The 21,055-nt window shown below is 69.6% G+C and carries 20 protein-coding genes and 1 tRNA gene; 5 read left to right on the forward strand and 16 right to left on the reverse strand.

What is annotated here, in order from left to right; all coding sequences use genetic code 11:
- The first annotated feature begins 145 nt into the window (after positions 1-145).
- Positions 146-2,575 carry an endopeptidase La gene (gene lon / locus F784_RS0109055; protein ID WP_019586411.1) on the forward strand — a complete coding sequence of 810 codons (2,430 nt, stop codon included), beginning with the start codon at positions 146-148 and terminating at the stop codon, positions 2,573-2,575.
- Between the two features lie 59 nt (positions 2,576-2,634).
- Here lon and F784_RS0109060 read toward each other — a convergent pair whose 3' ends face one another.
- The 5 genes from F784_RS0109060 to F784_RS0109080 all read right to left on the reverse strand — a co-directional run bounded on the left by F784_RS0109060 (position 2,635) and on the right by F784_RS0109080 (position 8,131).
- Entirely contained in the window at positions 2,635-4,371 is a 1,737-nt protein-coding gene (locus tag F784_RS0109060) for an NAD-dependent malic enzyme (protein WP_019586412.1), read from the reverse strand.
- A 66-nt stretch (positions 4,372-4,437) separates the two neighbouring features.
- Entirely contained in the window at positions 4,438-4,824 is a 387-nt protein-coding gene (locus tag F784_RS0109065; RefSeq protein WP_019586413.1) for a hypothetical protein, read from the reverse strand.
- A gap of 131 nt (positions 4,825-4,955) precedes the next feature.
- Complete coding sequence (locus F784_RS0109070) at positions 4,956-6,704, reverse strand: NAD-dependent malic enzyme (RefSeq protein ID WP_019586414.1); 1,749 nt, start codon at positions 6,702-6,704, stop codon at positions 4,956-4,958.
- 78 nt (positions 6,705-6,782) lie between these two features.
- A complete protein-coding gene (locus tag F784_RS24500) occupies positions 6,783-7,607 on the reverse strand; it encodes a hypothetical protein (protein WP_019586415.1) in 825 nt (274 codons plus the stop codon).
- 77 nt (positions 7,608-7,684) lie between these two features.
- Positions 7,685-8,131, reverse strand: coding sequence for a thioesterase family protein (locus F784_RS0109080; protein WP_019586416.1), 447 nt, complete (start codon positions 8,129-8,131; stop codon positions 7,685-7,687).
- A 94-nt stretch (positions 8,132-8,225) separates the two neighbouring features.
- On the opposite strand from F784_RS0109080, the gene F784_RS0109085 reads away from it, so the two are divergent.
- Entirely contained in the window at positions 8,226-9,422 is a 1,197-nt protein-coding gene (locus tag F784_RS0109085; RefSeq protein ID WP_040382876.1) for a YihY/virulence factor BrkB family protein, read from the forward strand.
- 42 nt (positions 9,423-9,464) lie between these two features.
- On the opposite strand, the gene hisA is transcribed toward F784_RS0109085, so the two are convergent.
- On the reverse strand, positions 9,465-10,187 hold the full coding sequence (gene hisA, locus F784_RS0109090) for a 1-(5-phosphoribosyl)-5-[(5-phosphoribosylamino)methylideneamino]imidazole-4-carboxamide isomerase (RefSeq protein ID WP_019586418.1): 723 nt from the start codon (positions 10,185-10,187) through the stop codon (positions 9,465-9,467).
- A 39-nt stretch (positions 10,188-10,226) separates the two neighbouring features.
- On the opposite strand from hisA, the gene F784_RS0109095 reads away from it, so the two are divergent.
- The gene (locus F784_RS0109095; protein WP_019586419.1) at positions 10,227-11,402 is read left to right on the forward strand and encodes a glycosyltransferase family 4 protein; all 1,176 of its coding nucleotides are present in this window, start codon (positions 10,227-10,229) and stop codon (positions 11,400-11,402) included.
- Positions 11,403-11,704: 302 nt separating this feature from the next.
- Complete coding sequence (locus F784_RS0109100; protein WP_019586420.1) at positions 11,705-12,607, forward strand: phosphotransferase family protein; 903 nt, start codon at positions 11,705-11,707, stop codon at positions 12,605-12,607.
- Positions 12,608-12,655: 48 nt separating this feature from the next.
- Here the strand turns inward: F784_RS0109100 and F784_RS0109105 are convergent.
- The 7 genes from F784_RS0109105 to F784_RS0109130 form a co-directional block, all read right to left on the reverse strand.
- Positions 12,656-12,740, reverse strand: a tRNA-Leu gene (locus F784_RS0109105).
- 81 nt (positions 12,741-12,821) lie between these two features.
- Positions 12,822-14,885 carry a prolyl oligopeptidase family serine peptidase gene (locus F784_RS0109110; protein ID WP_019586421.1) on the reverse strand — a complete coding sequence of 688 codons (2,064 nt, stop codon included), beginning with the start codon at positions 14,883-14,885 and terminating at the stop codon, positions 12,822-12,824.
- Positions 14,886-14,953: 68 nt separating this feature from the next.
- Positions 14,954-15,157 carry a hypothetical protein gene (locus F784_RS26095; protein WP_157465141.1) on the reverse strand — a complete coding sequence of 68 codons (204 nt, stop codon included), beginning with the start codon at positions 15,155-15,157 and terminating at the stop codon, positions 14,954-14,956.
- Between the two features lie 246 nt (positions 15,158-15,403).
- Positions 15,404-16,402: a malate dehydrogenase gene (locus F784_RS0109115; protein ID WP_019586422.1), complete on the reverse strand. Its 999-nt coding sequence runs from the start codon at positions 16,400-16,402 to the stop codon at positions 15,404-15,406.
- A gap of 90 nt (positions 16,403-16,492) precedes the next feature.
- Positions 16,493-17,389, reverse strand: coding sequence for an aminoglycoside phosphotransferase family protein (locus F784_RS22740; RefSeq protein WP_083939177.1), 897 nt, complete (start codon positions 17,387-17,389; stop codon positions 16,493-16,495).
- A 1-nt stretch (position 17,390) separates the two neighbouring features.
- Positions 17,391-18,212 (reverse strand): enoyl-CoA hydratase/isomerase family protein, encoded by an 822-nt coding sequence (locus tag F784_RS0109125; protein WP_019586424.1) that lies wholly within the window; start codon positions 18,210-18,212, stop codon positions 17,391-17,393.
- A gap of 38 nt (positions 18,213-18,250) precedes the next feature.
- Positions 18,251-18,847, reverse strand: a complete 597-nt coding sequence (locus tag F784_RS0109130) for a hypothetical protein (RefSeq protein ID WP_019586425.1) — start codon at positions 18,845-18,847, stop codon at positions 18,251-18,253.
- Positions 18,848-18,890: 43 nt separating this feature from the next.
- On the opposite strand from F784_RS0109130, the gene F784_RS0109135 reads away from it, so the two are divergent.
- Positions 18,891-19,409 (forward strand): DinB family protein, encoded by a 519-nt coding sequence (locus tag F784_RS0109135; RefSeq protein ID WP_019586426.1) that lies wholly within the window; start codon positions 18,891-18,893, stop codon positions 19,407-19,409.
- Positions 19,410-19,415: 6 nt separating this feature from the next.
- Here F784_RS0109135 and F784_RS0109140 read toward each other — a convergent pair whose 3' ends face one another.
- From F784_RS0109140 to F784_RS0109150, 3 genes are all read right to left on the reverse strand, one after another.
- Positions 19,416-20,027 (reverse strand): histidine phosphatase family protein, encoded by a 612-nt coding sequence (locus F784_RS0109140; protein WP_026332380.1) that lies wholly within the window; start codon positions 20,025-20,027, stop codon positions 19,416-19,418.
- The gene (locus F784_RS0109145; RefSeq protein WP_019586428.1) at positions 20,024-20,467 is read right to left on the reverse strand and encodes an acyl-CoA thioesterase; all 444 of its coding nucleotides are present in this window, start codon (positions 20,465-20,467) and stop codon (positions 20,024-20,026) included. Before F784_RS0109145 ends, F784_RS0109140 begins: the two co-directional genes overlap by 4 nt.
- A gap of 92 nt (positions 20,468-20,559) precedes the next feature.
- The gene (locus F784_RS0109150; protein ID WP_019586429.1) at positions 20,560-20,868 is read right to left on the reverse strand and encodes a hypothetical protein; all 309 of its coding nucleotides are present in this window, start codon (positions 20,866-20,868) and stop codon (positions 20,560-20,562) included.
- Positions 20,869-21,055 lie beyond the last annotated feature (187 nt).

Raw genomic sequence — 21,055 nt, forward strand, 5'->3', positions numbered from 1 at the left:
CCCGCCCACGTCCTTAGAATCTGGGGACATCGTGGGCGGGGTGTTTATTCTCCGGGAGGGTGCTCCAGGGAGTACGCTCAGGGGAAGGCTCCCCGCATAGGACTCATCTCTTCCCGGGCCAGGTGCCCGGTGCCAAGGAGCAAGCATGATCTGGGAACTTCCCGTCGTCGCCCTCAGAAATATCGTGATCCTGCCCGGCATCACCATGAACGTCGATGTCGGTCGTCCCAAGAGCAAGCGTGCCGTGGACGAGGCGCAGGCCTCTGACCGCCGCGTGCTGCTGCTGACCCAGCGTGACCCCCGCACCGACGACCCCACCCGCGCCGAGCTGTACGACATGGGCGTGCTGGCCGTCGTCAAGCAGGTCGTGCGGATGCCCGACAACACCTATCAGGTCCTGGTGGAGGCGCAGGAGCGCGCCCAGGTGCTGGACGAGGTGCCCTCGGCCTACCTGCGAGTGCGAGCCGAAACGCAGGCTGCCCCGGCGGACGACAGCCGCGAGGTGCAGGTCATGGCCGGGGAGGTCAAGACCGCCTTCGAGGAGTACCAGCGCCAGAACAAGAACCTGCGGCTGGATAACTACCAGCTTGAGGGCCTCAAGAACCTGACCGACCCCGGCGCCCTGGCCGACCAGGTCGCGCACCACGCCACCTGGACGCCCGAGGAGAAGCAGGAGGTCCTGAGCGCCGTCTCGCCCCGTGCTCGCCTGGAGGCCGTGCTGAAGTTCCTGATGCGCGACACCGAGCGCTTCAACATGGACAAGAAGATCGCGGGCCGCGTCAAGGAGCAGATGGACGCGAACCAACGCGAGTACTACCTGCGCGAGCAGATGAAGGCCATCTCCAAGGAGCTGGGCGGCGGCGAGGACGGCCCCGCCGAGGTCGAGGCCCTGCGCGAGAAGATCGAGGCCGCCGGGATGCCCGAGTCGGTCAAGGACAAGGCCCTCAAGGAGTTGCAGCGCCTGGAGCGCACCCCTGGCGGCAGCCCCGAGAGCACCGTCGTCCGCAACTACATCGACTGGCTCACCGACGTGCCGTGGAGCAAGCGGGACGAGGAAATCCTCGACATCACCCGCACCCGCGACATCCTGGACGCCGACCACTACGCGCTGGGCGACGTGAAGGACCGCATCCTGGAATTCCTGGCCGTGCGCCAGCTCACCCACAAGCCTGAGGAGGGCGAGGCCCGCGAGCGCACCGCCGAGGAGCGCATCGAGGACGGCGAGTTGCGCGCCCCGATCCTCTGCCTGGTCGGCCCTCCCGGCGTCGGCAAGACCTCGCTGGGCAAGAGTATCGCCCGCAGCCTCAACCGCAAGTTCGTCCGCATGGCGCTGGGCGGCGTGCGTGACGAGGCCGAGATTCGCGGCCACCGCCGCACCTACATCGGCTCCATGCCCGGCCGCATCATCCAGGCGATGAAGAGCGCGGGCGTGACCAACCCCATCATCCTGCTCGACGAGATCGACAAGATGAGCAGCGACTGGCGCGGCGACCCCTCCAGCGCAATGCTGGAAGTCCTCGACCCCGAGCAGAACCACACCTTCCAGGACCACTACCTGGAGGTACCCTACGACCTCTCGCAGGTCATGTTCATCACGACGGCGAACACCCTGCAGACCATCCCCCGGCCGCTGCTCGACCGCATGGAAGTCATTCAGATTCCCGGCTACACCCAGCCCGAGAAGGTGGAGATCGCCAAGCGCTACCGGGTGCCGCGCCAACTCAAGGCGCACGGCCTGGTCGGTCGGCTGGAAATTACCGACGCGGCGCTCAACCGCATCGTGGAGGAGTACACCGCCGAGAGTGGCGTGCGTAACCTTGACCGCCAGATCAGCAAGCTGGCCCGCAAGGCGGCCCGCGAGCTGCTGGAGCAGCCCTGGGAGGGTGTGCGGGTGATCGACGCCGCCGACATCCCCGCGTACCTGGGCGTGCCGCTGCACCGCCCGGACAAGATGGAGAAGGAACCGCAGGTCGGCGTCGCGCAGGGCCTCGCCTGGACGAGCGTGGGCGGCACGATGCTGGTCGTGGAAGCCCTCGCCACCCCCGGCAGCGGCAAGATCAGCATGACCGGCTCTCTCGGTGACGTGATGAAGGAGAGTGTGGGGGCGGCTGTCGCCTACCTGCGCGCCCACGCGCACAAGTACGGTGCGGACCCCGAGTTCCACAAGAAGCTCGACCTGCACGTGCACTTCCCCGACGGCGCCACGCCGAAGGACGGCCCCAGCGCGGGCATCACGATTGCCACCGCGGTCATCAGCGCTGTGACGGGCCGCCCGGTCCGCATGGACGTGGCGATGACGGGCGAGATCAGCCTGCGCGGCCGGGTCCTGCCCATCGGCGGCGTCAAGGAGAAGCTGCTCGCGGCGCACCAGGGCGGCATCCGCGAGATCATCATCCCGAAGGACAACGAGCCCAACCTCCAGGAAGTGCCCGACTCGATCCGCGGTGACCTGCGTGTCCATGCCGTCGAGCGGGTGGGCGAGGTGCTCGACCTGGTCCTCCTGCCCGCGCCCGAGGAGCAGCCCGCCACGATTCCGCCCGCTCAGGGCCGGGACGTGACGCAGCCCGGGGCGTAAGCCGCCCTCAGCCATCAGGAACGCCTCCGAGAGATCGGAGGCGTTTCTCTTTGCCGGGCTCAGGTCAGGTCGGGGCTGGCGCCTTCTGCCGTCCGGTAGGGGAGGTACTTCGGGAGCCAGAAGCGGCGCTCGATAAAGGCGTCGAGTTCAGCGTCATCGAGACTCTGCACCCGCTCCTCTCGCGCCACCCTTTCCGTGATCGCCTGTCGGGCAACGCGGAGGGCGACGGCGCGGCTGGCGTCGCGCAGCGCGCGGGTGGGCGGGTAGGTGCGCTCCGGGTACTCGCGGGCGGTGAAGTCGGCAAGGGCGTAGGCGGCCTCCGCGACCATCCCGTCCGTGATCTCCCGCGCCCGGGTCAGCACGGCGGCGAAGCCCAGCCCCGGGAAGATGAAGGCGTTGTTCCCCTGCCCGATCTGGTATGTCTGCCCCTCCAGGGTCACGTCGGGGAAGGGACTGCCGGTGGCGACGATGGCCTGCCCGTCCGCCCAGCGCAGGATGTCCTCGGGCAGGGCCTCGGTGTTCGCCGTGGGATTCGACAGCGGGAAGATGATGGGCCGCGACGTATTGCCACGAACCGCCCGCACGATGGGCTCGTTGAAGATGCCTCCCTGCCCGCTGAGACCGAGCAGCACCGTCGCGCCTACTTCACGGACCACGCTCAGGAGGTCGGTGCCCGCCCACCCCTGGGTGACGTCCTTCGGTGTGGCGAGGGGCCGCTTGTAATCCTCCATGTGGCGGTCGTCAGTGAGCAGGCCGCGCGAGTCGAGGACGAAGACCCGGCGGCCAATATCGCCTTCGGACAGCCCCTCGTATCCCATCCCCTCTCGAATGGCGGCGGCGACCCCTGCTCCTCCTGCCCCAGCGCCGTGAATCACAACCACTTGATCCCTCAGCCGCTCGCCCTTCAATGCACAGGCCCGCAGCACGCCCGCCAGCGTCACTGCCCCCGTCCCCTGAATATCGTCGTTGAAACTGGGCACGACCTTCCTGTACCGCTCCAGCACCCGGAAGGCCGTGTCCTTGGAGAAGTCCTCCCACTGGATGATCGCCTTGGGATAGCGGTCCTGCACCGCCCGCACGAAGGCGTCGATAAAGGCGTTGTATGTCTCCCCCGTCAAGCGGGGATGACGGGCCCCCAGGTAAAGGGGGTCCTCGATCAAATCCTGCCGCCCTGTTCCCACGTCCAGCTCGACGGGGAGCGTCTTGTCGGGGCCGACGCCGCCCGCCACCGTGTACAGGCTCAGCTTGCCGATGGAGATCGCCATCCCACCGAAGCCCTGATCCCCGATGCCCAGAATCGCGCTGGAATCGGTCGCCACGACCATCCGCACGTCTTGCAGGTGGACGTTATCGAGCAGTTCGCGGGCCCGCTCCACGTGCGCTGTACTCATCGCAAAACCGCGCGGGTAGCGGTACAGGCGGGAGAACTGCTGCACGGCCTCCCCCACGGTGGGCGTGTAGATGATGGGCAGCATCTCCTCGACGTGGTCTTCGAGCAGGGCGAAGAACAGCACCTCGTTGTGATCCTGAAGGTTTCGGAGGTAGGCGTGCTTCTCCAGAGGTGTTCCCTGCTGGCGAAAGCGCAGGTACGCCCGCTCCTTCTGCTCCTCCAGCGAGGAGACGCCCGGGGGAAGCAGCCCGTCCAGGCCGAGCAGACGGCGCTCCTCCTCGGTGAAGGCCGTGCTCTTGTTCAGCAGCGGGAGGTGCAGGAGGGGAAAGCCCGTCACCCGCACCTCCAGAAAGCGGTGCCCCTGCTCGTCACGCTTCACGTCGTAGTAGCGGGAGATGTGGGCCATGTCCCAGGGTAATCGGTGAACAGGCTGGAGTGGCGGGAAAAGCCTCGCCAGAAAGACCCGCGTACCTCAGCGGGGGTGAGCAGGGATGGAGGGAACCGCCCTGGGGCGCAGGGTCCAGAGCCAGGCCGCCAGCGCCGTGTTGATCACGATGTTGAAGATCGCCGTTTGCAGGGCGTAGTGCCCGACGGCCCACCAGTAGGCGTTGACTGCGGCGTTGAGCAACATGCCCAGGACGACCAGGCCCGTCAGGGGAGCATACCGCTCGTCATCCCGGGCGAAGACCCAGTACATCACCCCCGTAATCAGCAGCACCCCGCCATACTCGGACGCCAGGCCCCAGTTCGTGAGATTGAGCGCGAACACGCGGTCGGCGAGGACGGGAAACAACAGGGTGATGCCCGCGAGGATGAGCCAGACAGACGCGACGCGGAATGCCAACGGCCGGGAGTGCATGGTTGGACCTGCCTTTCCTGGGGGGACGAACGGCCAGACCAACGGCAAGAAGACGCAGAGTTGTTGAATGCCGTCCCCATCGTAACCCGCCGTGGCTGGCCGGGGGCAACCCGTCACACAGGGGCGCCACCTCAGTCCCGCGCGTCCGCCGCCTTTCTCAGCGGCAGGTACTTCGGCACCCACTGGCGGCGGCGCACGAAAGCTTCCAGCTCCTCGTCGGTGAGGTTGCGGATGCGGCGCTCGGCACAGACACCCTCGCTGATCGCGCGGCGGGCGACCCGCACGGCCACCTTCAGGCTGAGTTCGCGCAGGGCACTCACGGGCGGGTAGACGCGCTCACCACACTGGGCCGTCTCGTCCGCCAGGGTCTGCGCGGCCTCCATCACCATGCCGTCGGTGATCTCGCGGGCACGGCTGATGACGGCGCCGAAGCCCAGACCGGGAAAGATAAAGGCGTTGTTGCCCTGCCCCACCAGGTAGGTTTGCCCGCCGTACTCGACATCGGGGAAGGGACTGCCCGAGGCGATGATCGCCGCGCCCTGCGTCCAGCGGATGAGGTCCGCGGGCTGGGCCTCCACATTGCTGGTGGGATTGGAAAGCGGGAAGACGATGGGGCGGGCGGTGTGGGCGAGCATCGCCTCGACCGTCGGCTGCCGGAAGAGACCCGGGACGCCGGTCAGGCCGAGCAGCGCCGTCGCCCGCGTGTTCACCACCGTCTCGTGCAGGGTGGGCCACTCGCCCTCGTACGTCCAGCCGGTCAGGTCGGCGGCGTGGCGGGCGAAGGAGAGCTGGTAGGACTCCAGGCCGGGCTGGTCGTGCATCAGCAGGCCGTGACGGTCCACCACGTACACGCGGGCGTTCGCCTCGGCGTAGCTCAGGCCCGCGTGCATCAGGCCCTGGCGGATGCTCATCGCCACGCCGATCCCGCCCGCCCCAGCGCCGACGACCACGAAGGTCTGGTCCTGAAGACGCTCGCCCTTCAGCCGACTCGCGCTGATCAGCCCGGCGAGGGCCATCGCCCCAGTGCCCTGGATGTCGTCGTTGAAGCTCGGCACGACCTTGCGGTAGCGCTCCAGCACCCGGAAGGCCGTGCCCCGCGCGAAGTCCTCCCACTGGATGATCGCCTTGGGGTACCGCGCGGCGGTCGCCTCCACGAAGCGGTCGAGGAACTCGTCGTACTCGGGACCCGTCAGGCGGCGGTGGTGGACCCCCAGATACAGGGGGTCGTCGATCAGGTCCTGACGGTCGGTGCCCACGTCCAGCTCGACCGGGAGTGTCTTGTCCGGCCCCACGCCGCCCCCCGCCGTGTAGAGGCTCAGCTTGCCGATAGAGATCGCCATGCCGCCAAAGCCCTGGTCGCCGATCCCCAGGATCGCGCTGGAGTCGGTCGCCACAATCATCCGCACGTCATTGAGAGGCACGTTTTCCAGCAGTTCCTCCACCCGGTCGATGTCCTCGGTGCTCACCGACAGGCCCCGCGGGTAGCGGTAGATGTGGGAGAAGACCCGCACCGCCTCGCCCACGGTCGGCGTGTAGAGGATGGGGAGCATCTCCTCCAGATGATCTGCGAAGATCGCGTAGAACAGCACCTCGTTGCGGTCTTGCAGGGCGCGCAGGAACTCGTGCTTCTCCAGGTCGGTCGTCTGCTGGAGGTAGCGCAGGTAGGTGCGCTCCTTTTGCTCCTCCAGGGTGCTCGTGTGGGGCGGGACCAGGCCCTCGATCCCCAGCACGCGGCGTTCCTCGCGGGTGAAGCCGGTCGACTTGTTCAGCAGGGGGATATGCAGCAGCGAGAAGCCGGTCACGTTCACGTCGAGGTAACGGTGGCCGTCCTCGTCGCGCTTCACGTCGTAGTAGCGGGAGACGCGCGGAGCTTCGGGCATAACCGGAGAAGTCTAGCTCGGCCGCGCTGAACGCGGTTCAGGCACACAACGCACGAAAGGCCGGGCGTGAACAGGTGGCTAGGAAGTGAACGCGCCTCCCCGAGTGCGCCGCCGTGCCCACCATGTTGTTCCGGCCACAGCGAGGGCGGCCAGGCCCGCCGCGACCCCTACCGGCGGATTCGGTTCGACCACTGCGTTCTGCACCGCTACCCCGATCAATCCCCAGATCGCCGCCGCACCGTAGGCAAGGGGTCCACCCGTGCGCCGGGCAACGAAGGAGGCGAGGCCCCCGGCTGCCGCCAGCATGAGCACGGCCCAGGGCGTCACACCCAGTCCCAGTGGCGTGTTGACCCCCGACGCTTTCAGGCTGGCGGCCGTGTTGGCGACTGTCGCCAGCGTCACGTACCCCGCGTAGAGGGCCAGCGGGCTGACGGTGAGCAGGTGGTCCGCCCGCGTCCGGGCCAGGCGGCTCGCCCTCAGGAGGGCCACGAGCAGGCTGCCGAACATGGCAAAGATCATGGCCACCGTTCCCCAGGTGACCCAGGGCGGGGGAAAGCCAGCGGCGAGCGCCCACAGGGTCGAGGCTCCGAAGGCAGCCGCCGCATATGGCCCGACCCGGCGGTGCAGTTCCCGCCCACGCTGCCCGGGCAGGAGCCCGTACACGGCGTAGGCCAGACTGGAGACATAGATCGGACCCCAGATCGCGAAGGTGTACAGGGCGGGCACGACGGGGGGATCATCCCCACGCTGCGAGAGGTCGGCCCCCCCGCCGCTGAAGGAAAACTGCCAGACGATGGCCCCCACCTGGGCGGCGGCCAGCCCCAGCGTCAGCCCCGGCAGGACGCGGCCGGGGGGCCGCGGGAGATCTCGGGACGGGGTGGGCAGCGCGGCCTGGGTGGACATGGGGAGTCTCCGGGGCAGGAGCAGTCCTGGCCTGCCCCCAGTGTGCGCCTTCCCCCGTGGGCCACCCGCACCCTTTCCTACAGAGTGACGTGGTCCCCGGAATTTCCACCCGTCCGCGCCGCCCACCGCTGCCGCAGCCGCTCGAAGTTCGCGTCGATCCTCGCCTGCGGCAGCGCCATCTGCCCGGTCGTGCCGTGCCCGATCTCATCGCCAAGTTCCGAAACCGCGCGCAGAGAGCAGAGAAGGCGGCGGCCCTCCATCCGCTCGAAGGTGGCGGTCACGGTGACGGTCATGCCGGGCAGCGCCGAGGCCGTATGCGTGACCTGCACCTCGGTGCCGATGCCGCCCTCGCCGTCCTCCAGGAAGGGGAGGATGATCTTGCGGCCCGCCTCCTCGAAGTGGCGGGCCATCCAGTACGTCGCGTACACGGGATGCACCGCGCCGAGTTCCCCGAAATTCACGGTCATCTCGTCGGTGACCAAGACGGTGAGGGTCTGGGTGAAGCCGGGCGGGATGGGGCGCATGGGGGCAAGGTAGCAGGCCGCCCTCTTCATCCGTGAAGGAAACACCGGGCCGGGCTGGGCCGGAGCTGTGGTCAGGCCCTCCTACACTGACCGCATGAAGTTCGCCGACCTGTTCACCCTGATCCGGGAAGCGGCGCTCGCCTTCGGGCAGGACAAGGCCCCCCGGCTGGCGGCGGCCATCGCCTACTACGCCATGTTCTCCATCGCGCCGCTGCTGCTCTTCGCGGTGGCGGTGGCGGGCTTTTTCCTCACCAATGACGCGGTGATCAACAACCTGTTCGGCGCGAACGGGCTGGTCGCCCAGAACCTGGGGGATCAGGCGGCGAACTTCCTGAGGGAGCTGGTGACCAGCCAGGAGGGCATCCAGCGCGGCTCCATTCTGGCGACGGTCATCGGCTTCGTGACCCTCTTTCTGGGGGCCACCGGCCTCTTCGTGCAGCTTCAGGACGCCCTGAGCAGCATGTGGGGGGCCGACCCGCCGCCGCCCCAGGGCCTCGTGAAGATCGTGCAGACGCGGGTGATCTCGTTCCTGCTGATCCTGGGGATCGGGCTGATCCTGCTCGCCTTCCTGGGCCTGAACACCTACCTCTCGGCCATCGCGCAGCGCCTGGGGGATCTGATCGGGGCGGGGGCCTTTTTCGTGCGGGCGGGCACCGCGCTGCTCAGCGTCGGGCTGCTGACCCCGGTGTTCGCGCTGATCTACAAGTTCCTGCCCGCCGTGAAGCTCCAGTGGCACGAGGTCTGGGTCGGCAGCGCCGTGACCGCCCTGCTGTTCACGCTGGGGCAGCTCGCTATCGGCCTGTACTTCGGGCGGGCCGCACCGGGCAGCCTGTTCGGCGCGGCCGGAACGCTCGTGGTGTTGCTGCTGTGGATCTACTACAGCGCGATGATCTTCTTTTTCGGGGCCGAGGTGACCTGGGTGTACTCGCAGAAGTACGGCACCCACGCGGGCGGCGCCGTCAACACCGGCAAGAAGCAGGCACTGGCCGCCAAGGGCGCGGGGATCGACACTGCTCCCAGCGAGCAGGAGGCCAAGGCCCAGGCGAACGCCGACCCCGGGGACGCCCGCGCCGACGCGCGTGGCCGGGTGCAGATGCCGGGAGCGCAGGGGGCTCCTGCCGGGGGCGGGGCCAGGGGGACCTTCCGGGTGCGGACCTTCACCCCCCGGGATACGGTGCCGGGGGTCGGCCGGGCCCTCTGGAACGCGGTCACGGCGGTGATGGCCGTTCCGGCGGTCCTGGTGCTTCGCCTGCTGGGCTGGAAGGGGACGCGGCAGGTGCGGCGCAAATAGGGGCAGGACGCGGGCCTCACAACCTCCCGCGCCCCGCGCGCCCTACAGCCCCGTCACCGGGTAGGGCAGCGTCCCCTCGTAGATCGCGCGGCCCACGATGGCGCCGTGAATGCCCTCCTCGGCCAGCAGGCGCACGTCATCCAGGTTCGCCACGCCGCCGCCCACGATCAGGGTGTTCGTCCAGAGCTGGCGCACCTGCCGCATCAATTCGCGGTTCAGGCCCTTCAGGGTGCCGTCGCGGGTCACGTCCGTAAAGATCAAGGTTTCCAGCCCCGCCTCGGCCAGCGTGGGGGTGAGTTCGGCCACGCTGACGCCGCTGCCCTCGGCCCAGCCGTGCGTGGCGACCTCCAGGCCGCGCGCGTCGAGGCTCACGACCACCCGCTCGGAACTGTGGGCGGCGATCAGGTCCTGCACCAGCTCCGGGCTTTTCACGGCGGCGGTGCCGATCACCACCCGCTCCACCCCCGCCTGGAGCAGTTCTTCCGCCGCGGCCCGGTCCCGGATGCCGCCTCCGACCTCGACTGGGACCTCCAGCTCGGCGGTGATCCGGCGGATGACTTCCCGGTTCTGCCCTCGCCTCGTCGCGGCGTCGAGGTCCACCAGGTGGATCAGCCCGGCGCCCAGCCGGACCCAGTGTCGGGCGGCTTCCAGCGGGGACTCGAAGTACACCGTCTCGCGGTCGGGGTCCCCCTCGTACAGCCGGACGGCGCGGCCCGACTGGATGTCCACGCAGGGGATGATCTGGGGGAGGGGGGCGGCAGTCATGCGGGCAGGATAACGGCCAGCGGGTACACTCCGGGGGTCGTGCGTATCGGGATCGTTACCGCCACCTACCTCCCGTCCCGGAACGGCGTCGCCACGAGTACCGCGCTGTACGCCCGCGGCCTGCGCGAGCGGGGCCACGAGGTCCGCATCTTCGCCCCGCGCCACCCCCTGGCCCCGGAGCAGGAGGAGGGCGTGTACCGCCTCAACTCGTCCTTCGCGGGGGCGCGGGCGCTCGGGGCTCCCGCTGACTACCCGGTGATGCTGGCCCCCGGGCCGCTCCTGACCGCGCGGCTGCCGCTGCGGGACCTCGACGTCCTGCACACCATGCACCCCTTCCTGGCAGGGAGGCTGGCGCTGACCTGGTCGCGGCTGGCGAACGCCCCGGTGGTGTTCACCGCACACACCCAGTACGACCAGTACCTGCACTACACCCCGATGCCCAGACGGGTGGGCCGCGCGATGCTGCGCCCGCACATCTCGGCCTTCGCCCGGCGGGTGGACACCGTGCTGGCCCCCGGCCACGCGATGGAGATGATGCTGCGAGAGTACGGCTTCGGCGGCGAGGTGGGGCTGTTTCCGAACCCGGTGGACCTGGCCGCGTTTCGGAACGTACGGGGGGAGGACGTCCGCGCCGAGTACGGCGTGCCGCAGGACGTGCCCCTCGTGATGTACCTGGGCCGCCTGGCGCCCGAGAAGAATCTGGACGTGCTGCTGCGCGCCTTTGCCCAGGCGCAGGCCTCGCGCCCGGAGCTGCGCCTGCTGGTGGTCGGGGACGGCCCCAGCCGGTTGGAGGCACAGGAGGGGGCGCCGCGGGGCGTCACCTTCACCGGCCCGGTCCCCTACGCCCGGGTGCCGGAAGCCCTGGCCGCCGCCGACGCCTTTCTCACCGCCAGCACCTCGGAAGTGCTTCCCATGAGCATGATCGAGGCGCTGGCCGCCGGTGCGCCCCTGGTCGCCGCCCGCAGCCCCGCCGCCCTCGATCTGGTGCAGGAGGGCGTGAACGGCACGGTAACGGACACCTCGCCGGAGGGTCTGGCCGCCGGACTGCTGGATGTGCTGGACCCCGCGCGCCTGCCCGCTTTCCAGGCCGGGGCACGGGCCAGCGCCGTGCAGTACGACCTGTCCACCCGGGCCGCCGCGCTGGAGGAGGTTTACGTGCGGACGGTGGCGCGGGGCCGGACGCGGAGTCGCTTCTGGACGGGGAGGATCCTGTGATGTCGGGGCAGGTCGCTCACCGGGCCTGAGCCGCCGCGCCGTTCCGGATGCGGGGGCAAAGAACAACCCGGGGGACCACACAAGGAAAATGTTCCAGAGAGGCACCTATGTCGGGGGATCGAAAACAGGCACTCGCCGCCCGACCGGCAAGGAGGGCTTCCCCTTGCCCAGCGCCCAGACCTCCGTCACAATGGCAGTATTTCCAGGGAGCCTCTTCGCGTGATTCGTTAACCCCTCCATCGCCGTCAACCTGGCCCTCCCCGCCTGGAGGGGCGTTTTGACCTGTGAATGGAGGGGACGTCATGTCGTCACCGGCTCTGCCCCAGCGCTATCTGGACCGTATTCAGGCCCATTTTCCCGAGCTGGCCCCGCGCCAACTGGAGTTCAACCAGGACGGGCTCGTCAACGACGTGATCATCGTCAATGGCGATCTCGTCTGCCGCTTTCCCAAACATGACTGGGCGCTCGCCCTGCTGCGCCAGGAGGCCCGGGTGCTGGACCTGGCCCGGCACCACGTGACCGTGCCGGTCCCCCGGTTCGAGGTGCTGGAGGAGGATTTCGCGGCCTACCGCTTCCTGCCCGGCGAGCCGCTGACCCGAACACGGCTGTTCCGTCTCCCCGGGCCAGTGCGGCGAGCCGTCCTGTCCGAACTGCTGACCTTTCTGCGGCAGCTTCACGGTCTTCCCCGGCACGAGGTGGAGGCGGCGGGGATCGGCCCCTCGGACGCCGAGCGCACCCGGGAGGACTGGCTGGCCTTTGCCGAGCAGGTGGAAGACTGCCTCTTTCCCCTGCTGATGCGTCACCAGCGCGGGGCATTCCTTGACCTCTTCGAGCCGGTGCGGGAGGGCAGTCTCGACCTGGAGTACACGCCCCGGCTGATTCACGGGGACCTGGGGGTGTATCACGCGCTGCTCGACCCCCATGCGGGGCGGCTTTCCGGCATCATCGACTTCGGCACGGCCGGGCTGGGCGATCCCGCCACCGACCTGGCCGTGCTTCTCGGCAACTACGGCGAGACCCCGGTGACCGAAGGGCTGGTCACCTATCCCGAACTGGGGGAACACCTCGACCGCGCCCGCTTCTGGCTGGGCACCCTGGAGTGGCAGTGGGCGCTAACGGGCGTGGCGGGTGGCCGCGCCGAGTTCGCCCTGGCCCACCTCGGTGGTGCGCGCGACGTCCTTCCCATCGGCTTCCCCCGGAGCTGACCCCAGGCCATGAGAAAACCCCCGCTGACTTGCGGGGGCCTTTTCCTGTGGTGCCGAGGATGGGATTTGAACCCACACGCCTCGCGGCGCTAGTCCCTGAAACTAGTGCGTCTACCAATTCCGCCACCTCGGCATTCCTTGGTCCGCCCGGGCATGGGCGCGTTTCAGGCTCGCTTACTTTAGCGGCGAGTCGGGGGGCTGTCAACAGGCGGGCTCAGGCGGGGCGCGGACCTCCCAGCACCTGCTCCAGAAAGGCCCACACGTCGGCGGCCTCCTCGATCACCAGGGCGGTCGGCTTGCCCGCCCCGTGCCCGGCCCGCGTCTGGATTCGCAGCAGGGTGGGAGCGTCGCCCGACTGGCAGCGTTGCAGCTCGGCCCCGAACTTGAAGGAGTGGGCGGGCACCACCCGGTCGTCGTGGTCACCCGTGGTGATGAGGGTCGCCGGGTAAGCGGTGCCTTCCCTGAGGTTGTGCAGCGGCGAGTAGGCGTGGAGCGTGGAGAACATCTCCGGGTCGTCGGCGCGGCCGTAGTCGGAGGCCCACGCCCAGCCGATGGTGAAGTGCTGGTAGCGCAGCATGTCCAGCACGCCGACCTGGGGAATGGCCGCCGCGAAGAGGTCGGGCCGCTGGGTCATACAGGCGCCCACGAGCAGCCCGCCGTTGCTGCCCCCCTGGATGCCCAGGTGCGCCGGGGAGGCCACACCCGTGGCGATCAGATGCTCCGCGCAGGCGATAAAATCATCGAACACGTTCTGCTTGCGCTCCAGAGTGCCCGCCTGGTGCCACTCCTCGCCGTACTCGCCGCCGCCGCGCAGGTTGGCCTGCACGTACACGCCGCCGCGCTCCAGCCAGCTCAAACGCGAGGGGCTGAAGGCGGGTGTCAGGCTGATGTTGAAACCGCCGTAGCCGTAGAGCAGGGTGGGATTTTGGCCGCCCCGCACGAGCCCCTTGCGCGCCACGATAAACATCGGCACCCGCGTCCCGTCGCGGCTGGTGGCGAACTCCTGGGTGACCTCGTAAGCAGAGGCGTCGAAGGTGAGGGGCGGGTCGGCGAGCGGTTCGAGGTCCCCGTCCGGCAGCAGCAGGCGGTAGGGCGTGGCAGGGGTCAGGAAGGAAGTGAAGCCCAGGAACACCTCGGGATCGTCCTCACGGGTTTCCAGGCCGCTGAGCGACCCCAGGCCGGGCAGCGTCACCTCGCGCTGGAGGGTGCCGTCCCGCCCGTGCAGCCGGACGCGGTGGGTGGCGTCCTCCAGCGTGACGACGAGCAGGCCGTCCGGGACTGCGGCCACGTAATCCAGCTTGTGCGCCCCCTCGGGAATCAGGTCGCGGCGCTCACCGGTGCCCAGGTTCCAGGCGATCACCTTGCCGCGCGGGGCGTCCTCATCGGTCCTGACGAGCAGCGCGTCCCCCTCGCTCCCGATCAGGTCGAAGCTCCCCCGGAAGTCGGGGACGAGTTCGGTCCAGGGGCCGTCCGAGCTGAGGGGGCGGACCCACAGCAGATTTTTCGGGCTGGTGCCCTTCCAGACGTGCAACACCAGGTAGCGCCCATCGTGGGTGACCCGGGGGGAGAAGCCCCAGTCGGGTTCGTCGGGCCGGGCGACGATCAGCGTGTCCTCGGGCTGGGGCGTACCGACCCGGTGGAACATCAGGCGCTGGTTCCGGTTGGCACCGGTCAGCGCCTCGCCCTCGACGGGGGCGTCGTAGGCGCTGTAATAGAAGCCGCTGCCATCGGGAAGCCACTCGGCGCCGCCGAACTTGCTCCACTCCAGCCGCTCGGGGTGGTCCTCGCCGCCCTCCACCTCGCGCACCTGCCAGGTCACCCAGTCGCTGCCGCCCGCCTGGGTGCCGTAGGCGAGCCGGGTGCCATCCTCGCTCAGCGAAGCGCCCGCCAGCGCCACGGTGCCGTCCGTGCTGAGCGCGTTGGGGTCGAGCAGGGTGCGCCACGGTCCGCGCGGGCTCTCCGCCACCTGCAACACGGGCTGGTTGAGGAGCCCCGGGTTGTGCTGGCGGAAGTACCGCGCCCCACGTTTCCAGGGGGTACCCTCACGCGGGAAGTCCCACAGGGCGGTCAGGCGCTCAAGGTAGGCGGCGCGGGCGGGCAGGGTGTCCAGGTGGGCCTGCGTCACCCGGTTCTGCGCCTCCACCCAGGCGCGCGTCTGGGGCGAGTCGGGGTCCTCCAGCCAGCGGTAGGGGTCGGGCACCCGCACCTCGGCGCCCTGGGCATCGGTGTAGACGTCCGCGTGGTCGCCACGCGGGGACTCGGGGTAGGGGGAGGTCACGGGGCGCATTCTGTCACGCGGGGAAACGTCGGGACGCCGACCCCCAGGGCCGCGTTCCGCCCGGTGGGTCAGGTGTCCAGGGCCACGAGCAGGTCTTCGCGGGAAGTGACCTGATACCCCACCCGTGCCCGCCAGAACTGCCCGAGAGCATGGAGACAGGCGTCCTCGCGTGCGGGCAGGTCGGGGGCCTCCTGGGCCAGCGCAAGGGCGAAGGCCAGCTTGGCCGCAAGTGACCGGCGGTGCCGCCTGGATTCGGAAACACGTCTGCCCAATCAGCGGAAAGGTGCGCCCGGAGTCGCCGATCGACCCTCGCCCCATGTCGGGCGAGGAGGCAGGGTCAAGCTCCAACGCCCAGGGACGGACATCCCGGCCCACCAACGACCTGAACCGGTCCTCGATCCACGAGCGCGCCTCCTGGTGGGTCAGCATATTTCCGAAACCTACCATTCAGGACCATCTCGCCAGGCCACAAAAGAGGGCGAGGCCCGAAGACCCCGCCCCCTCCCCTGCTCCTGGCTTTACTTCACCAGGCCGAGCTTGCGGACCTCGTCGCGCTCCTCGGTGAGTTCCTGAGCGGTGGCGTCCATCTTGCCGCGGCTGAAGTCGCTGATCTCCAGGCCCTGCACGATCTCGTACTGGCCGTTCTGTGTACGGACGGGGAAGCCGTAGATCAGCCCCTCGGGCACGCCGTAGGAGCCGTCACTGGGGATGCCCATGCTCACCCACTCTCCCTCGGGGGTGCCCAGCGCCCAGTCGCGCATGTGGTCGATGGCCGCCGACGCCGCCGACGCCGCGCTGCTCGCCCCGCGCGCCTCGATGATCGCCGCGCCGCGCTTGGCGACGGTGGGGATGTAGGTCGTCTCGTACCACTCGCGGTCCACGAGGTCGAGGGCAGGCTGGCCGTTCACCGTCGCCTGTGACAGGTCGGGGTACTGGGTCGAGGAGTGGTTGCCCCAGATCGTGATGTTCCTGATCGCGCTGACGGGCTGGCCCGTCTTCTCGGCGAGCTGCGAGATCGCGCGGTTGTGGTCGAGGCGCACCATCGCGGTGAACTGCCTCGGGTCGAGATCGGGCGCGTTCTGCTGGGCGATCAGGGCGTTCGTGTTCGCGGGGTTGCCCACCACGAGGATCTTCACGTCGCGGCTCGCCACGGCGTTGAGCGCCTCGCCCTGCGGCTTGAAGATGCCGCCGTTGGCGCCCAGCAGGTCGCCACGCTCCATCCCGGCCTTGCGCGGCATCGCGCCCACGAGGAGGGCGTAATCGGCGTCCTTGAACGCCACCATCGGGTCATCCGTGGTCACGATGTCGGCGAGCAGCGGGAAGGCGCAGTCGCGAAGCTCCATCACGACGCCGTTGAGGGCCTTGAGCGCGGGCGTGATCTCCAGCAGTTGCAGGATCACGGGCTGGTCCTTGCCCAGCATGTCGCCCGAGGCGATGCGGAAGAGCAGGCTGTAGCCGATCTGCCCGGCGGCGCCGGTCACAGCCACGCGGACGGGTTGCTTGGTGGTGGTTGTCATGGTGGAGCCCTCCCGAAAGGTGAAGTTTTCGGCCCATCCTAACGTGAGGGCGCGGGGAGGGGTGGGGGGCGTTCCTCGGGGGGAGACAGGTCATCCCACCTGCTCCAGCCTCTCAATCACCCGTGCACACCGGGGCGGATCAATCGTCAATCCCGCCTCCTGCCCGGAGAGCCAGTAATCCACGGTGCGGACGTAGGTCCAGGCACGGGTCAGCGCCGCGTCCAGCCCCGCCGAATTCACAACCTGGTCGAGCGCCCACTCCACCCCGCCGCGCGTCTCGATCTCCTCTAGCCGCCACCACAGCAGTTGGGCCACGCCGTATTCCGGGTCCCCCGCCACGACTTGCGGGTCAATCACCAGCCACGGTTCGCGCTCGGCCCTCAGCACGTTCCCGTCATGGATGTCCCAGTTGACCGTCAGGCTTCCCACCGAGGGGGCGAGGTGGCGGGCCAGGTCGGCTGCGCGCTCAACGACCTGTGGGGGCAGCGGGCGGCCCTGCCGTTCCCAGCGCCTAGGCAAGGAGGAGGAAATCTGCCGCGCCACAGCCCCCAGCGAGGGAAACTCCGCGGGGGCCGGAACGGCGAGGCGCCTGAGCAGCGCCCCGGCGACATGCAGAGCTTCCTCCACCCCGACCCGGCTCAGGTCCGCAGCGCTGTCGAGTCGTTCGAGGAGAAGTGCCTGTCGCCCGACGTCCGCCCGCACCAGCCGAACCGCGCCCCGCCCATTCCACAAGGTCAGGGCCATCACCGCCCGCTCCAGGGTACCGTCCTCGTCCGGCCAGGTGACCTTGAGAATAGCGGGTAAGTTAGGACCGCGAACAGCGAAAACCAGGCCCCATTCCCCGTACATGGCCGGGCCCTCCACCTCCAGATCCCACGCGGTACACAGCTCAGTAACCCGCCCAGGCAACGACTCGATCCAGCGGCGTCCCGCCTCACCCGAACGGGCAATGGTCCTTGCAGCGAAAGCTTCGGGAATGGCGATCATCTCAGATCGGCGCGTCTTCCTGAAACCTCGGCTCGCGTTTCTCGCGCAGGCTGGCGAGCCCCTCGCGCACGTCGGGGCCGGCGAACCCCAGGAATTCGAGGGCGAGGCTGGTATCGAAGGTCGGCCCCACCTGCCGCAGCCAGTTGTTCAGGGCGTACTTCGTCCAGCGGACGGCGGTGGGGCTGCCGGTGGCGAGCCTGCGGGCGACGGCCCACGCCCGGTCCAGCAATTCCTCGTCGGGCACGCAGAGGCTGACCAGGCCTATGCGCTCGGCCTCCTCGCCGGAGACGGGCTCGCCGGTCAGGAGGTGGTACTTGGCCTTGTTCAGCCCGCACAGCAGGGGCCAGATGATCGCGGCGTGGTCACCCGCCGCGACGCCCAGCCGGACGTGCCCGTCGAGAAGCCGCGCCGTCTTCGCCGCCACGCTTACATCGGCGAGCAGGGCGACCGCGAGCCCCGCGCCGACGCAGGGGCCGTGGATGGCGCTCACGATGGGCTTGCCGCAGTTGATCACGTTGTATACGAGGTCGCGCGCCTCCCGCCACACCCGGGCGAGGGCGGTGAAGTCGCCCGCCATCTCCTCGATCAAGGTGAAGTCTCCGCCCGAGGAAAACCCTCGCCCCTCCCCCCGGATCAGGACGCAACGGACCCCGGAGGCAGCATCGATGTCGCGCCAGACGTAGGTCAGGGCGCGGTGGGCCTCCGCGTTCACCGAGTTCAGCGTCTTCTCGCTGCGGATGACGATTTCGAGGATGCCGGGGTCGTGCAGGGTGAGGGACAGGCCGGGATAGGCGCCCGGGACGAGAAGCTGGTCTGGGGTCATGGGCGGAGGGTAACACCCGTCAGGCCAGGGGCGGGGGCTCAGGGCAGCCCGACCAGCCCCAGCCCATTCACGAGCGCCGTCCCCACTCCGAGGTCGGCGGCGACCCGCGCGTCGGGCACCCCGGGCGGTCCGGCGAGCAGCAGCGTCGGGCGGGCCTCCAGACCGATGCGCCCGGTGTCGTCCAGCCGGGTCAGCAGCGCCCCGAAGGTCCAGTCGCGCGCCCACAGCCGTTTGACGGCGTGAAGGGCGGCGGTGCCGGGGGGCACGACACGCGCCGCCTCGACCTCCCGCTCGCCAGGGCGCCGGGCGTGGAGTTCACCCGCGTTCAGGCCCGCGTTGCCCAGCGCCCGGTAGAAGACCTGCACCGCGTCGTCGAGGAGCGAACTCGTGCGGACGAGGGCCTGGGCCTGTTCCGCCAGGGTCTCCAGCAGGTCCTCGTCCAGCCGGGCGGGGTTGACCGGCGCGAGCAGGCGGGAGAGCTGTTCGGGGAGGTTGGCCGTGCGGTAAAAGGCCTCCTCGAAGGCGGCGGGCACGAGCATGGCGGTGGGCACGCGGTCAGGGTGGGCGGCCAGCCGGTGCGTCTCCGTGTCCACCTGCGCTTCCGGGAACCGGGCCGCCTCTGCGAGCGTCAGCATGGGGCAGAGCTTAGCGCGGCGGGGAGCGGGCCATACTGCGCTCATGACGCTCGACCCCCGGCGGTACCCTCTCGGCCCGATTCAGGACCTGCTCGGCCAGGACGCGGCCACGCTTGCGGAGGTCGCCACGCGGATGGAGGGCGCGGCCCGCGAGTGGCGGGAAGTGCTGGCGGACCTGGACCCAGAGGCGCTGGCCCGTACCTTCCGTCCCGGCAGTTGGACAGTCGGGCAACTCGCCCACCATACCGCGGACGCTCATCTGCATGGCCTGAACCGCCTGCGCTACGCCCTGACGACCGAGGAGTACGTGATCCAGCCCTTCGACCAGGAGGCGTGGCTGACGCTGCCCGATGCGGCCCTGCCCGTCGCGGTGGCGCTCGACCTGCTGGACGCTGTGAACGCACACTGGATAGCTTTGCTGCGCGGCCTCCGACCCGAGCAGCTCGCGCGCCGCGTCACCCATCCGCAGGAGGGCGAGCAGGACCTGTGGCGCCTCGTCGCCAAGCACGACTGGCACCTGCGCCATCACCTCGCCCAGGTGCGGCTGGCGCTCGGGAGGTAGCCTCCCTCAGACTTCCAGATGGGCGTGGTCGTTGTAGGTCAGCAGGAGCCACTGGCCGTCCTCCCGCAGCAGGCGGGTCAGGCCGGTGTGGGCCAGGCGGTAGGGAAAGGGCAGGACGTAGCCGGGCTGCGGCGGGGCGGGCCAGCCGAAGAGGTCGCACAGCAGGGCGCGGATGGCGGCCCCGTGGGTGACGGCGGTGACCGTTCCGGCGGGCAGTTCCTCGGCCCAGCCCCGCAGCCGGGCGGCCACCTCCCGCAGGCTCTCGCCGCCCCCGGGAGCGGGAAGGGTCCAGGGGTCACGCTGCCAGGCGGCGTACTCGGGGTCGTGCCGCACCTCATCGGTCGTGGCGCCCTCGTAGCGGCCGAAGTGCAGCTCGCGCAGCCGCCCGTCGAGGATCAGGGGCTGACCGGGCAGGGCGAGGCGAGCGGTGTCCACGGCCCGCTGAAGGTCGCTCGCGTACACCGTTCCGGGATCGGTTTCGGAGAGCCGCCGCGCAAGCCGTTCGGCCTGCCTCTCCCCCACCTCGCCCAGCGGCGTGTCGGTCCAGCCCTGCCAGCGGCCCTCGCCGTTCCAGACCGTCGCGCCGTGGCGGATCAGGGTGAGGTGCAGGGCGCTCAGGGCCGGGCCTCCGGGTCGAAGCCCTCAGCCTCCGGCCCGGGCTCTACAGCCAGGGGGGGCACCTGCCGGGGCCGTCCCTCCTCGTCCACGGCCACGAACACGAAGAAGCCGGTGGTGGCGAGTTGCTGCTCGCCCGAGGCCATATTCTCGCGGTACACGTCCACCCGCACCCGCATCGACGTGCGGCCCACCCGCACCACTCGGGCGTCGAGGGCCACCGCGTCCCCCACCCGGATGGGCACGTGGAAGTCCACCCCGTCCATGCGCGCCGTCACGACTGCGCCGCCCGCGTGCCGCACCGCCGCGACCGAGGCCGCCTTGTCCATCAGCGACAGCACGAAGCCGCCGAAGGCCGTGCCCAGATAATTCGTGTCTTTGGGAAACACCAGTTCCAGCATCCGCGCCCGGCTGCGGGGCGCCTTATTCACGACTTCCGCCATCCTCTGACCTCTCTCCCACCGCTCCAGACCGACCTGCGGACCGTGCGCGTCCGTGAGTGTACAGGGACGGAGGGGAGAGAGGCCCCGCCCCGCTAGCCCACCTCGGGCAGCCTGTTCTGTAGGCAGGACGCGAGCCCCGCCAGCATTCCGCGCAGCACCTCGGCGTGTCTGCGGAGGGTCCGAACGTCCTGCCGCAGATGGGGCAGGAGGCCAGGGTTGAGCTCGAAGACCCGGTCCCCGGTGTGCCAGGCCTTTTGCAGCGTGGTCAGCACCTGCTCGTACTCCGGGGACGCGAGGCGGCAGTAGGGATAGCGGCTTAACTGCTCGACCAGGTCCGTGAGTTCGAGCAGCAGGCGCCGCCGCAGCGCCAGCAGCGCGGTGAGTTCCTCCGGGGTGGCCATGAGGCACCCTACCGCCCGGCCCTCAAAAGATTCACAAACGGCCCCCGCCGCCCCTGGCCGTTTCTGCACAACTCCTTGACACGGGGCCGCTACGCTCAGCCCACTGCCCAGCACAAGGCCGACCGGGTGAAGTCGGCGGGCCGCCCCGTCCCCGCGCGGGGCTTTTTGCCGCGGGTACCCCCGGCGA

It is taken from the genome of Deinococcus apachensis DSM 19763 (assembly GCF_000381345.1).
Lineage (GTDB): Bacteria > Deinococcota > Deinococci > Deinococcales > Deinococcaceae > Deinococcus > Deinococcus apachensis.

Bases quoted from the DNA above. Each gene is read 5' to 3' on its own strand.
- lon (WP_019586411.1), top strand. From the start codon at position 146: ATGATCTGGGAACTTCCCGTCGTCGCCCTCAGAAATATCGTGATCCTG.
- F784_RS0109060 (WP_019586412.1), bottom strand. From the start codon at position 4,371: ATGGCCCACATCTCCCGCTACTACGACGTGAAGCGTGACGAGCAGGGG.
- F784_RS0109065 (WP_019586413.1), bottom strand. From the start codon at position 4,824: ATGCACTCCCGGCCGTTGGCATTCCGCGTCGCGTCTGTCTGGCTCATC.
- F784_RS0109070 (WP_019586414.1), bottom strand. From the start codon at position 6,704: ATGCCCGAAGCTCCGCGCGTCTCCCGCTACTACGACGTGAAGCGCGAC.
- F784_RS24500 (WP_019586415.1), bottom strand. From the start codon at position 7,607: ATGTCCACCCAGGCCGCGCTGCCCACCCCGTCCCGAGATCTCCCGCGG.
- F784_RS0109080 (WP_019586416.1), bottom strand. From the start codon at position 8,131: ATGCGCCCCATCCCGCCCGGCTTCACCCAGACCCTCACCGTCTTGGTC.
- F784_RS0109085 (WP_040382876.1), top strand. From the start codon at position 8,226: ATGAAGTTCGCCGACCTGTTCACCCTGATCCGGGAAGCGGCGCTCGCC.
- hisA (WP_019586418.1), bottom strand. From the start codon at position 10,187: ATGACTGCCGCCCCCCTCCCCCAGATCATCCCCTGCGTGGACATCCAG.
- F784_RS0109100 (WP_019586420.1), top strand. From the start codon at position 11,705: ATGTCGTCACCGGCTCTGCCCCAGCGCTATCTGGACCGTATTCAGGCC.
- F784_RS0109115 (WP_019586422.1), bottom strand. From the start codon at position 16,402: ATGACAACCACCACCAAGCAACCCGTCCGCGTGGCTGTGACCGGCGCC.
- F784_RS22740 (WP_083939177.1), bottom strand. From the start codon at position 17,389: ATGATCGCCATTCCCGAAGCTTTCGCTGCAAGGACCATTGCCCGTTCG.
- F784_RS0109125 (WP_019586424.1), bottom strand. From the start codon at position 18,212: ATGACCCCAGACCAGCTTCTCGTCCCGGGCGCCTATCCCGGCCTGTCC.
- F784_RS0109130 (WP_019586425.1), bottom strand. From the start codon at position 18,847: ATGCTGACGCTCGCAGAGGCGGCCCGGTTCCCGGAAGCGCAGGTGGAC.
- F784_RS0109135 (WP_019586426.1), top strand. From the start codon at position 18,891: ATGACGCTCGACCCCCGGCGGTACCCTCTCGGCCCGATTCAGGACCTG.
- F784_RS0109145 (WP_019586428.1), bottom strand. From the start codon at position 20,467: ATGGCGGAAGTCGTGAATAAGGCGCCCCGCAGCCGGGCGCGGATGCTG.
- F784_RS0109150 (WP_019586429.1), bottom strand. From the start codon at position 20,868: ATGGCCACCCCGGAGGAACTCACCGCGCTGCTGGCGCTGCGGCGGCGC.